Origin of the sequence: Methanogenium sp. MK-MG (assembly GCF_009914725.1) — an archaeon.
GTDB lineage: Archaea > Halobacteriota > Methanomicrobia > Methanomicrobiales > Methanomicrobiaceae > Methanogenium.
The window spans coordinates 1-14573 of the sequence record NZ_JAAAWJ010000051.1 but is presented as its reverse complement, the minus strand read 5'-3'; the positions used below and the strand labels follow the sequence as shown (position 1 = coordinate 14573).

Sequence of the window (14573 nt, the reverse complement as noted above, 5' to 3'; positions counted from 1 at the left end):
CTGGTAATCGCGGGTAAATGTAATCTGCCGGTAAATCCGTCTGATCGCCTCAAACAGTTTACTGATATACTCATGACCGGGTGCATCATCCGGCGTCGTCTCCTCAAGCAGTTCAGAGTAGGAGAGCAGCACCTGCAGCTGGTTCAGGATATCATGTCTGGTCAGAGACGAGAGGATATTCAGTTTCCTGTTTGCCTCCCCCAGTGCCGTCCGGTAGCGATGCATATCAGTGATGTCCATGAACGATACCACAATATGTACCGATTCTCCACGGTTGTCGGATATCACCGTGGCCGAGACCAGCAGATCAATCGAACCCCCGTCTGCCATCCTTCCACACTGTTCCCCGAACCAGCTCCCGGTCCTGGTGAGCTCACTGAAAGCGGCCTCGAACTGTTCCCGGTCCTCACCGAGATCAATGATGGAGCGCCCCGGCAATGCAGTCTCATCGTTATATCCGAACATCTTCGTGAGCGCCGCATTTGCATAGCGCACGGTGCCATCCATCGAAAGCAGGGCAATGCCATTCTGTGTCGCCTCGATAGCCGCATTCTTCAGATGAAGGTCGCGTTCCGCCTCACGAATGTCGGTGACATCCTCGCCGGAACTCAGGGTGCCTGTGATCATCCCCTCCATGTCGCGTATCACGGTATTATGCCAGAGAATTCTCCGGAATTCACCAGCCTTCGTGAGCACCAGATTCTCGGCAATCTCTTCGTCGGGCCTGATATCATCTGAGATCAGATGTCTGAAGCGGCGGCCCACCTCATCTCTGACCGGGGACGGCAGAAAGGTGGCATACCAGTTCTTCCCGATGATCTCCTCCGGGGGATAACCAAGAATCTCCGCCCCCTTCCGGTTGATGAGCTGTACGTCACCATTCCGGTCGATGACGAGGAACATGACCGCCGCGATGTCCAGGTACTGCTGAAGGCGGTCACGCTCTTTTCTGACCTCCTCTTCGCTCTGCCGGAGTTCACGAAAGACCGTCTCAAACGGGCGCCGGAATGCGGAGACGATGAGTGCCTGGTAAATCAGCGCAAAGGATGCCAGCTTAAAGAGATGACCCACTAAGTTCGGGAACCCATAGACACTGATATAGAATGTGAATACCAGTTCGGCACAGATGGTGCAGACGATGGAGGCCAAGACCAGCCTGAAGATGTCAGCCCCGAAGTGGTCACGATTTTGCCAGAGCAGGGCGATGCCCCCCGCGAGGAGCATGCAGATGACATACTCACTCATGATCCTGAAGAGTGTGGGGCCTGACCCCTCCACATCGCAGGCAGGAAAGAGACCGGGCACAAATGTGGCTGTAACGAGCACGACCGTCGCCGTTGCATAGAGGCAAAATACCCGGCCGGGTTTCAGAGTCCGGCCAAACATCAGGGGTGCGATGAGCAGTGTGACCGCTTCCATATAGCGGGCAATAATCCAGAGCCGGGTCGGCAGGTCTGCACCATAGCCGGTGAAGATATTCATCCCCGCATAGGCAAGCGTGTGAATGAAATCGATGCCGCCGATGAAGAGATAGGCAATCCCCAGCATGAGAAGATAGTTGTTCTGCAGATACCGGCGGGCATTCCACGCAATGATAAATATGACCCATGCAATGAGAACGGAAAACATCTCAACGATTACATGAGAGAGCAGGAAACTGTAGAGAGAGGTGAGCCCCACCCCTGCAATGATCAACATAAGGACCGCAATAAAGTGCCGGTTCTCTGAGAATACCCCTCCCGGAGTGCCGGGACCGTGTGTGCCTGACTTGTTCATCTGTTCACCCTCCCCGCTGCTGGCTTTCATTGACTGCCGATATAGATAACTAAAATAACTAAATGATACTTTCTCCGAAATGGGATCGTCTTATCAGAACCCGAACACACACCGGATCTCACCCATTGCAGGAAGAATCAGCCAAACCTGCAGGGTATAATGACTGGAAATTCCGTTTATGCAGATACGGGCAGTGTTGCATACAGATGACGGCCTGAGGAGAGCCGCAACGAAGTAAGACATAAATATTTCCTACACCAGATTATTACCGTAGCGAATCATTAGTCTCATTAGTTATATAAAAATCCAATATCGGGTGAAAAAATGCAAAAATTAATCCATTACATCCTTATCTTCATTCTATTGATATGCAGTGTTGCATATATCATCCCGTCATTTGCCGTCTGACACCGTCAAACACCGTGCCTCGCAACAGACAAAAAACAGTGAACGACACCTGAACTAAAGGCTCAGGTGATTTCTGTTTCATTCTCCAGACTGATGCCCGCAAATCCACAGGCCCAACCCCCCGTCTCCGAAGGGGTTAAATTTTGTTTACCGAATAAAAGATATCTACCGCCGACGGAGATCAAAGACCCAGCGCGATGCACCGGGGCCTGCATCGCCGCACCGGCGCATTGCATTGACCACACATCCCATCCCCCTGAATTTTGTCGCGAGGATGTCAGTCTCTTCAGGGACGGTGAAGGTATAGAAATGAATCACGCCACCCCTGCTGACCAGAGGGATTACCTCATCAAGAGCGGTATTCAGCCCGTATGGCGCGGGAACAATAGCACGGTCAAATCCCCCTCCGCAGGACGGGAGCAGCTGCATGGCATCACCCTCAAAGACGGTGACCGTATCTTCCACACCGTTTTCCCTGATGTTCTCCCGGAGATACCGGCAGGCATCCGGGTCCATCTCAATGGCAGTCACCTGCGCACCCTGCTGTGCGGCAGGCACCACAAACGGGCCGACACCGGCAAACGGCACCAGCACCCGCTCGCCCTCCCGCACACCACCTGCCACCCGGTGGTGTTCAGAGGCGAGGCGGGAATGATAGCAGGCGGCCTTCACATCCAGATGATAGCTGCAGCCATACTCCCGGTGGAGGGTCTCGGTCTCCTCCCTGCCATAAATGACCGCATACCCGGCCGCCCGGCGGGTGCCTGCTGCCGGGACCGTGCGCAGACAGACCGACCGAATGCTGCGGCGCTCTTCTGTGATGCACCGGCCGATCACCTCGCGGTAGGGCAGAAGGGCATCGGGCAGGGCGACAACGGCCACATCGCCAATAATATCATAGTGGCCAGGCACAAGGCGGGCCGCATCCGGGGGCAGACAACCGGCACAACGGGATGAAAGTGACATCAGTATATACCCCCCAGGGAACCACAGGGAAACGGACAAATCATCGGCCGCGCTCCGGCCACAGGACATATGCTGGTCATGAAAGCCCAAGGTTCTCTTTTATGCCCTGCAGGGCGGCAACCGAGAGGGCATAGTATTCGGGCAGTTCCATATATGCCTCAATCCTCCGGATCCGGTCACGACTGCACCCGGCGGCAAACGCTCTGTCCTTCACCTTTTTTTTAACCGTCTTTGCCGTGACATCACTCACGGAACCAGCCTTCACCATGGCACAGGCAATAACGAGGCCGGATATGTTGTCCGCTGCTGTGAGGGCAGTATCCACCGGGGTGTCGGTGTCGCCGTATTTCACATAATTGTGCCGGCGCACCGGGCCTGCCACCTCTTCTCCCAGTCCTGCCGCAAGGAGCAGGTCAGCACCCACATCACCATGGCGCTGCATATCTCCACCCACCTCCTCATAGTCGATGTCATGCAGGATACCTATTACCTCCCAGAGGTCGGCATCCTCATCCAGTGCCTCAGCCGTTGCACGCATAACGGCCGCGGTTGCACGGCAGTGGGCAATGAGACTCTCCTTTACCACATGCTCCTGCAGGAGCAGAATGGCATCAGCTCTCTCCATGAAAAGAGGATGTCCGGCAGAAGGGATAACATTCACCATCCGGTGCGGGCAGGTGTGGGGAGAAAACATATATAATCACAGGAGAAATTTCGCCTACCATCAGTATACCGGTTTCAGCCGTAATATTCCTTTCTTCCTCAAAAAAGATGAGGGGAAAAGGGCGGGCAGATGAAACCGGAGGATAATGTTCATGAAAGAGGCATCAATATCCCTATCCCGACAGACAGTCACCGACATGGTCTGCCACCGGAGTTTTGTGAAACTTCTTGACTTTGAGGCAGAAGAACTGCAGGCACTGCTCGCCCTTGCAGGACGCCTCAAGGCGGCAAAGAAGAACAGAACAGAACGAAAATACCTGAAAGACCGGCAGATCGTGCTCATTTTTGAGAAGGACTCGACCCGGACCCGCTGCTCATTTGAGGTGGCGGCACGGGATCAGGGGGCACACGTCACCTATCTCGGGCCGGAAGGCTCACAGATCGGCCGCAAGGAGTCCATCAAAGACACAGCCCGTGTCCTCGGGCGTCTCTATGATGCCATTGAGTTCCGCGGATACTCTCAGGAGAGCGTAGAGACGCTCGCCGCATATGCCGGGGTGCCGGTCTATAACGGCCTCACCGATGAGTTCCACCCGACCCAGATCCTTGCTGACGTCCTCACGATGACCGAACACACTAACCGCCCGCCAAAGGAGGTCTCCTTCTGCTATCTGGGGGACGGGCGCAACAATATGGGCAACTCCCTGATGGTCGGTGCCGTGAAACTCGGCATGGACATCCGCATCTGCGGACCCGCCGCACTCCGGCCTGACGAAGAACTTACGGCCGCCTGCCAGGCGATCGCAGCCCGGACCGGGGCCTCACTGACCCTCACTGAATCAGTCGCAGAGGCCACCCGCGGGGTGGATTTCATCTACACCGACGTCTGGGTCTCGATGGGTGAACCGGCAGAGGTCTGGAACGAACGCATCGAACTGCTTCTGCCCTACCAGGTGACGATGGATGTCATCAGGGCCACCGGCAACCCGGATGTGAAGTTCATGCACTGCCTGCCCTCCCTGCACAACCGGGAGACCGAGGTGGGCGAGGAACTGTTCCGTGCAACCGGCCTGTCTGAACTGGAGGTCACAGATGAGGTCTTTGAGTCGCCCTGCTCCATCGTCTTTGATCAGGCAGAGAACCGGATGCACACCATCAAGGCCATCATGGTGGCGACACTTGCAGATGATGCCTACAGGGAAAACGGAGGCGGATCACAGAACCGATGAGAATCGTCATAGCCCTCGGGGGAAATGCCCTCCTGCGCCGGGGGGAACCGATGACCGCAGCAGCACAGCGCGAGAATGTACGGAGGGCAGCAGAGGCGATTGCACCGGTGGCCACCGTCCACGAAGTAGTTCTCTCCCACGGAAACGGCCCGCAGGTGGGTCTCCTTGCCCTCCAGGCCGCGGAAGCCGCCGGTAAAGGGGAGAACGGCGTCTTTCCACTGGATGTCCTCGGGGCCGAGACCGAGGGGATGATCGGCTACCTCATTGAACAGGAACTGGGAAACCTCCTCCCCGAAGACCAGCCGCTTGCCACCCTCCTCACCATGGTGGAGGTCGATGCACACGACCCGGCGTTCAGCCGTCCGACAAAGTTTGTCGGCCCGGTCTATACCCGCAGGGAGGCAGACAGCCTCGCGGCATCGCACACCTGGACATTCCGGCAGGACGGGGATGCCTGGCGGCGGGTCGTCCCCTCACCGGAACCCCGGCGAATTTTCGAGATCCGCCCGATCCGCTGGCTGCTGGAGCACGGGACCATCGTCATCTGCACCGGAGGCGGAGGTATCCCGACGATGTACGCCCCGGACGGAAGACGAATCCTGACAGGCGTTGAGGCAGTCATCGATAAAGATCGTGCAAGTGCCCTCCTCGCCCGGGAGACAGCAGCCGACCTCCTCATCATGGCAACCGATGTGGCCGGAGTATACGAAGACTGGGGCACAGCAGCCGCCCGGCGCATCGTCTCCGCCCCGCCGGATGCCCTCACCGCAGGGGACTTCCCCGCCGGGTCGATGGGCCCGAAGGTCGAGGCGGCCTGCCGGTTTGCCCGCACTCCCGGAAAACGGGCCGCGATAGGCGCACTTGCAGATATCCCTGCAATGGTGGCAGGCACCGGCGGTACCCAGGTATTCACCGGCGCACACTACCAGACAATAGGCAGAGAAGAGGAAGAGGAGGGGGAGGAGCATGCCTGACTCTGGGGTATACTCAGAGACCGGCAGGCTGCGCACGGTGCTTGTACATTGTCCGGGCGACGAACTGCGCCGACTCACCCCCTCAAACCGGCAATCACTCCTCTTTGACGACGTCCTCTGGGTCGACCGGGCGGCGGCTGAACATGACGAGTTCACCCGCCTCATGAAAGAGGAAGGGGTCAGGGTCTGCCACCTCGCTGACCTCCTCGAAGAGAGCATCCGGCAGAGCCGGGTATGCCGCGGGGAACTGGCCGCCTCCGCCCTGCAGGCAGCCGGCAGCGGCACACTGCTTGCAGGGATACTGCATGAATATCTCATGGAGAGTGACTCCGCCGCACTGGTTCACCACCTGACCGCAGGCCTGCAGCTCGCCGATCTCGCAGGAGCAGACGCCGGACAGCTGCAGAGGCTGTCTCTGGTGGCGGCCGCTGCCGACCCGGACGATTTTGTCATCCCGCCGCTCCCGAATACGATGTATACCCGCGACTCCTCCTCCTGGTTCTGCGGAGGTTTCTCCCTGAACCCGATGTACTGGCCGGTCCGGCGGGGGGAGACGATGAACGCCGCTGCAGTCTACCGCCACCACCCCCGCTTTGCCGGGAGGGATATTCCCGTCTGGTACGGAGAAGAGACTGCGGGTGCCGGGTGCCCGACAGTGACATGCGGGACTGCCTCCCTGGAAGGCGGGGACGTGATGCATGTCGGCGCGAGGACCCTGCTCTTCGGCATGAGCGAACGCACCGGCCCGCAGACAATCGAGACCGTCGCATCCCGCCTCTTCGCGGCAGATGCCGTTGACCGCATCATCGTCTGCCACCTCAGCCCCAATCGTGCCCATATGCACCTTGACACGGTATTCACCTTCCTTGACCCCGGCACGGCCACCATCTACCCGCCGGTGATCGAAAATGCCCCTGCATTCTCCCTCTATCCCGGAAAAGAGAGGGATAAAGAGAAGGCACCCTTCACGGTGGAGCGGGAGGAGAGTTTCACCGGAGCTGTGGCAGACGCCCTCGGTGAAAAGCAGCTGACGCTCATCCCCACCGGCGGCGACCGCTATGAAGCAGAACGGGAACAGTGGGACGACGGAAACAATGTGGTTGCCCTCCGGCCGGGGGTCGTCGTCGCCTACGCCCGCAATACCCACACCAACCACAGTATGGAAAAAGAGGGGATTGAGGTGCTGGAGATCTCCGGAGCTGAACTATGCCGGGGACGCGGCGGCACCCACTGCATGACCTGCCCTCTCAGGCGGGACCCAATATAGTTCCACAGCAGGACAGCCCCCGCGTCTGGCAAAGGGCTAAATAGTCTGAGCGGAGGATAGGGCGTACCACCTGGTCTCCGGGGGGATGTCAGGCAGAAATTTCCACGGGGGGATAAATTCTGAAAGAACAGATTATGTACACGTCACGGCCAGAAGATCCTGGCATTGACCGTAAATACGAAGAGGCTCTGGTCGCGGCAGAATCACAACTGGGTCAGGTCCACCCGGCACGGGTGGCAGGAGAGGAGATTCATGCACGGGAGACCTTCACGGTCTGGTCACCCATTGAGCCAACACTGAAAACAGGTACGTTCCAGCAGTGCGGGATGGCAGAGACCGGGGCTGCGATACTGGCGGCAGATGAGGTATATGCCTGCTGGTCACAGACACCATGGGTGGCACGCTGTGCATGCATCGAGGCGGCAGCCGACCGTATGGAAGAGGAGATATTCGGGCTTGCGGCACTCATCACACTTGAATGCGCAAAAACCAGAAATGAGGCACTTGCCGAGGTCGGCGAGGCCATGGCACTCCTGCGTTACCACACCAGTGTTATCCGGGACAATGACGGATTCCGCCGGTCAATGCCGGCCGACACAGAGACCGACCGCTACGAGAGTGTGCTGCGCCCGTACGGAGCATGGGCCGTGATCTCACCGTTTAACTTTCCGCTTGTCCTGGGGGCGGGGGCGGCGGCAGCGGCTCTTATCACCGGCAACACGGTCATCATGAAACCGGCCTCTGCGGCACCGCTCTCGATGCTCACCTTCTGTCAGATCCTTGAAGAAGCAGGCGTGCCTGCAGGGGCGGCGAACTGCATCACCGGCAGTGGCCCGGCCTTCGGGAAGATCATCTCCCGGTCACCGGGTATTGCAGGAGTGACCTTCACCGGGTCGCGGGACGCCGGTATGTGGCTGCGGCAGGAGTTTACCACACACCAGCCGTATCCAAAACCGGTGATCCTTGAACTGGGCAGCAAAAATCCCTGTATTGTAACAGCACAGGCTGACCTGAAGAAGGCGGCGGAGGGCGTCTGCCGGGGTGCCTTCGGCTTCAGCGGGCAGAAATGCAGCGCCACTTCACGGGTGTATGTCGAAGAAGCGGTCTTTCCAGCCTTTGCAGATATACTAGCTGACCGGGCCACACGCTGCACCACCGGCGATCCTCGGGAAAAAGGAGTATTCACGGGACCGCTCATCAACCGTGAAGCAAGGGAGCGGTTTGATGCGGCGGTTGCATCCGTCTCTGCTGCCGTAGGAGAAGTCCTCCTCGGTGGACGGAGTTTCTCCGGGAAAGAGACTCACGGGGCCCATTTTGCAGAACCCACCATTGTAACCGGTATTCCGCATGACCACCCGGTGATGAAAAACGAACTTTTTGTTCCCTTGGTGGCGCTGGCCGTGTACAACGGGATAGAGGAGGGCATCAGACTCGCAAATGACACAGAGTATGGTCTGACCGCGGGCATCTTCTCAGAAGACCCGGCAGAGGTGGAGACATTCTTCTCCCGGATCCGGTTCGGCGTTTGTTATGCCAACCGGAAAGACGGGGCGACGACCGGCGGATGGCCGGAGTACCAGTCATTCAGTGGGTGGAACAGCAGCGGTTCAACCGGACGGGGAGTGGGGGGACCATATTATCTCCTCTCCTATATGCGTGAACAGGCACAGACGAGGCTCACGGGGTGAGAACAATGATGAAGAGTGTAGAGATACAAAAGAACAGGTGGCATCTCGCGGGACTGGATGAAGCAGTATCCTGGTGCAGGGCCTGCAATGTGCGGGGCATCGCCTGTATGCTGCACCCCCTCGGTGAGTTTGCAGAAGATCGACAGGCAGCAGAGGAGGCCGCCCGGAGGTATGAGGACTCCATCTCTGCCATCCACCGCCATGGCCTGGACGCATCAGTGTCAGTCAAGCCTTCTGCTGTCGGTGTGGCCCTGCAGTCGGAGGCATATAATGAATACCTCCAGCAGATCCTCTCCCACGCGACGGCAAAGCGCGTGCCCGTCGGAATCGATGTGGAGGGCACATCCCTCATACATGACACCTTAAAAGGCGCCTTTCAGGCAGCAGAGCAGGAGTATACCTTTACCCTCACCCTGCAGGCATATCTGAAACGAACTCCGGCGGATCTAAACCGGGCGGCGGACGAAGGGGTCTCGGTCCGCCTTGTGAAGGGCGCCTACATCGGTGACCTGAACCAGCGCAATGAAATTACAGCGGCATTCCGGACGCAGGCGTTCCTTCTCTCACGCAGGCATCCGCAATTCTCTGTCGGCACCCATGACATGAGTCTGATCCGGTGGCTGCAGGACTCCATCCCTGAGGCACGCACACGCATCACCTTCGGGTTTCTGAAAGGCCTCGGGACCGAGACGATGATCGGTATGGCCAACGCCGGATGGAAGGTGGATGAATACCTGCCCTACGGAGATGATCACGGGTCGTACGACCGCAGGCGCGAGATCTATCTCGCCGCCCTCGCAAGTGCCCGGACACGTCCGCTTGAATGACGGGAAACTGCCACTCCCCGGCAAAAATCATCTCCACCTATTTTCCTGCTCCCCAACAGATGCGGCAAAGATAATTATCCCTTCACTGCCAGACTCTTCGTATGCAGCCCGAGGAGCACTCCGACATGCAGTACCGCACCGTTCCCAAAACAGGCGACCGCCTCTCGCTACTGGGATTCGGGGCGATGCGCCTCCCCATGAAGGGCCATACCATCGATGAGGAACGGGCCACGGCCCTCATCCATGCGGCAGTTAATGCCGGGGTGAACTATATCGATACCGCAGTGCCCTACCACATGGGCACCTCAGAGGCATTCGTCGGCCGGGTGCTTGCCGGGAAATACCGCGAACAGGTGAAGGTGGCAACCAAACTCCCACCGTGGACCACACACAGCCGCAATGACATGGATGCGACCCTTTCAGCCCAGTGTTCCCGCCTGCAGACCAGTTCTGTTGACTACTATCTGCTGCACAGTCTAAACAGGGAGAACTGGGACAGACTCCTCAGTCTGGGCGTGATGGACTTCCTTGACGCAGCAGAGGCAAAAGGGCAGATTAAAAATGCCGGGTTCTCCTTCCATGGCGACCCGGAGACCTTCCGCGAAATAGTGGACGCCCGGGACTGGACCTTCTGTCAGATTCAGTATAATATACTGGACGAAGAGCACCAGGCAGGCACCGCGGGACTCCGGTATGCCACCAAAAATGACCTTGCCGTGATGGTGATGGAACCCCTCCGGGGCGGCATGCTCGCAAACGCTGTCCCGCCTGTAGCAGAGGCATGCTACGACGCTGCCGCCGTGCAGCGCAGCCCTGCCGCCCATGCCCTGCGCTGGGTGATGAACCACCCGGAGGTGACCGTGGTCCTCTCCGGCATGAATGATGAAGGACATCTTGCGGAGAACCAGCAGACTGCCCGTGAGACAACACCCGGCAGCCTTAGCCCGGATGAGGAGGCAATGATGGCAACGGCACGGGATGCCTGGCGGCAGGCGATGCAGGTGCCCTGCACCGGGTGCGGCTACTGCATGCCCTGTCCGTACGGCGTGAATATCCCGGAGTGTTTTAATCTCTGGAACAACCACTCTCTGAGGGTACAGGGGCGGGGCGCCAAAACTGAGTATGCGGTCCGCCTCGGGGGGGTGCTGGGGGATGCACCCGGAAACGCCGGGCTCTGCCAGGCCTGCGGAAGGTGTATGGCACACTGCCCACAGCAGATCCCCATCGCGGGCGCACTCAGAGATATTCAGCAGATATATGAAGGTCCGTTGTGGGGGGCAAAAAGGACCATCATCTCCCACGCCGCCGGGATTGCAACACGCATACTGGCGCACCGGGCACACCAGGAACGTGACAAATAATGCAGGAATTACAGATTGAATGGAACGGCAGGAACGTTACCGTGGACGGCAAGATACAGACAGAGACCGACCGGTTTGTTGAGTCACTCGTAGATGAGATATGGAATTACAGTGGTTATACCATCACCAGCGGATACGCGGCATCGCTCTTCGGCCATACCGGCCCGTGTGAAGAGGTGGAGTTCACCCTTCCCGTGATCTGCCGTGACCGCTTCTTCGAGATGGTGGAGGCCTTCCTGGAAAAAGGATTTACGGTGATGAGTCCGGGAGACGGGGCGGCGTGGTACCGTCTCTTTATCACCGGTGCCGGTGTGCGTATCGCACGGGACGAGGAGTTCTTCCCCAATGTGCATATCCGGGCAAACCCGTTGGATAGTGACCGCTACGCCTACCTGAAGCGCCTGAAGCTCATGGTGAACGGGAAACGCTTCTTTGTAGCACCCCTTGAACTCCTCATCCCCTTCATCCTGATGCCGGGCGACCGGGGCACCCCCGAACAGGCGGCATATCTCTATGCAACCTGCAAGGATGAGATCAATGAGACGGACCTGAAAAACTGGATGGACCATCTCGGCGTTGACCGGGCTCTTCTTCCGGAATAATTCTTTTTTGAGGAACGGGCCGTCCCCGTTGCAGCAGGGGAGAGTCACCATACCCCATCCCATCTTCCCGGTTCCGGCGGGTGGATAAACAGAGAGATGAATCCCTCTCTCTGTGTTTTATTTTCTGTTTACTCTCGATCCACCCTTTTTGATCCCCTGCGTTGGGGAATCGGAGGGTAGAATGAACGTATTTTTGGGCCATCGTTTCTGCCGGAAAATGACAGCTGTAATGCCCGTTATTTGCCAAAAATACGGTTTATTGCGGACTAATAAGGGGTCGCTATTGACGGATATTTTGAGAGGGTATCGGTTGTCTTAACTGAGAAACACCCACTCCGGGCTGCTGTGGGGATGCGATTTTCCTCCGGTTTTGTCACGATTTTCCTGGTATCACCACCCTTTTTGATCCCCTGTTTCGAGGAATCGAAGGACAGAATGAACGTATTTTCGGGCCATCATTTCTGCCGAGAAATGACGCCCATAATGCCCGTTATTTGCCAAAAATACGGAGGATTGCAGACCATTAAGGGGTCGCTATTGACGGATATTTTGAGAGGATGTATGGCATGTCTTGACTAAGAACTGCCCGCTCCGGGCTGCTGTGTGGATACGTTTTTCTCCGGTTTTGTCACGATTTTCCTGGCATCACCACCCTTTGTGACCCCCTGTTTCGAGGAATCGAAGGACAGAATGAACGTATTTTCGGGCCATCATTTCTGCAGAGAAATGAAGGCCGCAATGCCCGTTGTTTGCCAAAAATACGATTTATTGTGGACTATTAAGCGGTCGCTATTGACGGGTATTTTGAGAGGATGTATCACATGTATTGAGAGAGATCTACCCGCTCAGGCCCGCTGTGAGGATATATTTTTTCACGGCAATGATCCACGGAATGGAGTATTCCTACCGGCCAAAAAACAGAACATATTCCATATCTATTCCCCCGTAAACACTCTCCCCAAATACAAACACATATCTCCAAATCCCGGACAACAATAATCTAATATGCCCAAGTCCACCAGCATACAGGAATACAAGGAATCACCATCAGGGCCCCTGCGTTCACTCATCGCAGGTGCCGCCCTCTTCGTGATTCTTGTCGGAATCACAATGTTCACTGATGTCTTCTCCGTCATCCTGCTGGGACTTGTGCTGGCCTTTCTCGCCGCACCCCTGCTCGTCTGGCTGGAAGAAAAAAATATCCCGGTCTGGGCAGGCACCGGCATCATCACCCTCCTCTATCTCCTGATCGGCATCACCCTCTTCCTGCTCGCGGCCACCTCACTCATGATCTTCGCCGGAGAACTGCCAAAATACCAGGAAGAGCTGAACGCAAACCTCGCAGGTCTTAACGCATTACTGGGCACATACGGCATCTCAATAGAGGGCATTCTCGATTCAGGCATCATCAGCCTCAAGACCCTCGCAGCACCTGCGATGACACTCGCAGGCGACATCTCAACGATTGTCGTCAACGGGTTTTTTGTCCTCGTGGTCACCGCCTTCATACTGCTCGAACTGCCGACCCTGCAGGAGAAACTGAACCGTTCATTCGGCCCGGCAAGCAGCCTCAGCCGCAACCTGCCCACCCTCATCCGCAACACCTATGACGTCATGGTCGTGCGGACAAAGACCAATATCGTCCTCGGCGGCTCTATCGGGGCATTCCTGTACGTGATCGGTGTCGACCTCGCAATACTCTGGGGAGTGCTCACCATCATCCTCAGTTACATCCCCTATATTGGCCTCTTCATCGCCTGTGTGCCTGCCATCATACTTGCATGGCTGGAATTTGGCTGGGGAGGTGTCCTCCTCGTCCTCGCGGGAATTGCCATCCTCAACTTCGTCGTCGAGAACGTTGTCTTCGCAAAGATTGCAGCAAATGACATGCGGCTCACCCCGCTTGCAGTCGTCATCGCCCTGTTAGTCTGGACCGCAGTCCTGGGCATCGTCGGCATGTTCCTTGCAATACCCCTCACCGTCATCCTGAGAACCCTGCTTGCAGGAGACGAACGCACCCGCTGGCTTGCCGTCCTGATGAGTGACGATGAGACCGAAACTGCCTGAAAAAAGTGTGCCGGTTATTTTTTTCTCCTGCGTTCAGGAGGAGATGTGATGATCCCGGGGAATCTTCCAGTTCTGCTGAGGCACCGAAAGAGAGAAGACAGCACCCGTTCCTTCTGTGCCGATCTCCCGGATGGTGATGCCCGTTACCGACAGGATTTCCCGGGAGAGATACAGACCGTAACGGGTTTTAATCCCAATGCCATGCGAGAAGATCTTCTGTTTCCGGTCATCTGCGATACCAACACCATCATCTGAGACATCGATTACAGCCGTGCCATCCATATTTGTCCGGCATGAGACCGTAAGGGAGGTCACATCACCTCCATGCCGGACGGCATTCGTGAAGAGTTCATGCACCACCCGCTCCAGCATCGGATCGGCATAAACTGTCAGATTATGGCAGCTACAGGCGACTGTCAGATGGGAGAATTCGGACGTGGCAGCCATCCGGGTCACCAGATCTCCGATATGCTGCCAGACAGGGGGCTGTGACCCAAGGTCCTCATAGTCACGGGTGAAACCGATCTGGCGCTCGATGGTGATTGCCGCATCATTGATCTTTGAGAGCTGCACCCAGGTATCTGAGTCAGCAGGCACATCTCCTGTCATCTCCATAATGTCAAAGAGCATGCGGATGACCGTCACCTGATTGAGAATGTCATGCCGGGTAACAGATGAGAGCATCGCAATCTTCTTCTGCGCTTCATGGATGGCCTCATCCTTCTTCACCATATCGGTGGATCGG

General features: G+C 57.1%; 12 protein-coding genes. 8 read left to right on the top strand and 4 right to left on the bottom strand.

Going from position 1 to position 14573, the window contains the following annotated elements; all coding sequences use genetic code 11:
- The 3 genes from MKMG_RS08105 to MKMG_RS08095 all read right to left on the bottom strand — a co-directional run.
- Positions 1-1806, bottom strand: a 1806-nt coding sequence (locus MKMG_RS08105) for an MASE3 domain-containing protein (protein WP_165077180.1), incomplete at its 3' end; no start/stop codon positions are given.
- Positions 1807-2349: 543 nt separating this feature from the next.
- The gene (locus MKMG_RS08100; protein WP_165077179.1) at positions 2350-3150 is read right to left on the bottom strand and encodes a class I SAM-dependent methyltransferase family protein; all 801 of its coding nucleotides are present in this window, start codon (positions 3148-3150) and stop codon (positions 2350-2352) included.
- 76 nt (positions 3151-3226) lie between these two features.
- On the bottom strand, positions 3227-3775 hold the full coding sequence (locus MKMG_RS08095) for an HDIG domain-containing metalloprotein (protein ID WP_165077178.1): 549 nt from the start codon (positions 3773-3775) through the stop codon (positions 3227-3229).
- A 235-nt stretch (positions 3776-4010) separates the two neighbouring features.
- Between MKMG_RS08095 and argF the strand changes: the two genes are divergently transcribed.
- From argF to MKMG_RS08055, 8 genes are all read left to right on the top strand, one after another.
- Positions 4011-5042: an ornithine carbamoyltransferase gene (gene argF / locus MKMG_RS08090; protein WP_371415205.1), complete on the top strand. Its 1032-nt coding sequence runs from the start codon at positions 4011-4013 to the stop codon at positions 5040-5042.
- A complete protein-coding gene (arcC, locus tag MKMG_RS08085) occupies positions 5039-6016 on the top strand; it encodes a carbamate kinase (protein ID WP_165077176.1) in 978 nt (325 codons plus the stop codon). Before argF ends, arcC begins: the two co-directional genes overlap by 4 nt.
- On the top strand, positions 6009-7283 hold the full coding sequence (locus tag MKMG_RS08080) for an arginine deiminase (protein ID WP_165077174.1): 1275 nt from the start codon (positions 6009-6011) through the stop codon (positions 7281-7283). Before arcC ends, MKMG_RS08080 begins: the two co-directional genes overlap by 8 nt.
- Positions 7284-7417: 134 nt before the next feature.
- Positions 7418-8971 (top strand): aldehyde dehydrogenase family protein, encoded by a 1554-nt coding sequence (locus MKMG_RS08075; protein ID WP_165077172.1) that lies wholly within the window; start codon positions 7418-7420, stop codon positions 8969-8971.
- 5 nt (positions 8972-8976) lie between these two features.
- Positions 8977-9798: a proline dehydrogenase family protein gene (locus tag MKMG_RS08070; RefSeq protein WP_165077170.1), complete on the top strand. Its 822-nt coding sequence runs from the start codon at positions 8977-8979 to the stop codon at positions 9796-9798.
- A 101-nt stretch (positions 9799-9899) separates the two neighbouring features.
- Complete coding sequence (locus tag MKMG_RS08065; protein WP_254059133.1) at positions 9900-11159, top strand: aldo/keto reductase; 1260 nt, start codon at positions 9900-9902, stop codon at positions 11157-11159.
- Entirely contained in the window at positions 11159-11761 is a 603-nt protein-coding gene (locus tag MKMG_RS08060) for a hypothetical protein (protein WP_165077168.1), read from the top strand. Before MKMG_RS08065 ends, MKMG_RS08060 begins: the two co-directional genes overlap by 1 nt.
- Positions 11762-12766: 1005 nt before the next feature.
- Complete coding sequence (locus tag MKMG_RS08055) at positions 12767-13828, top strand: AI-2E family transporter (RefSeq protein WP_165077166.1); 1062 nt, start codon at positions 12767-12769, stop codon at positions 13826-13828.
- Positions 13829-13861: 33 nt separating this feature from the next.
- Here MKMG_RS08055 and MKMG_RS08050 read toward each other — a convergent pair.
- Positions 13862-14573 (bottom strand): sensor histidine kinase KdpD (locus tag MKMG_RS08050; RefSeq protein WP_165077164.1); only part of this gene is annotated, 712 nt, incomplete at its 5' end.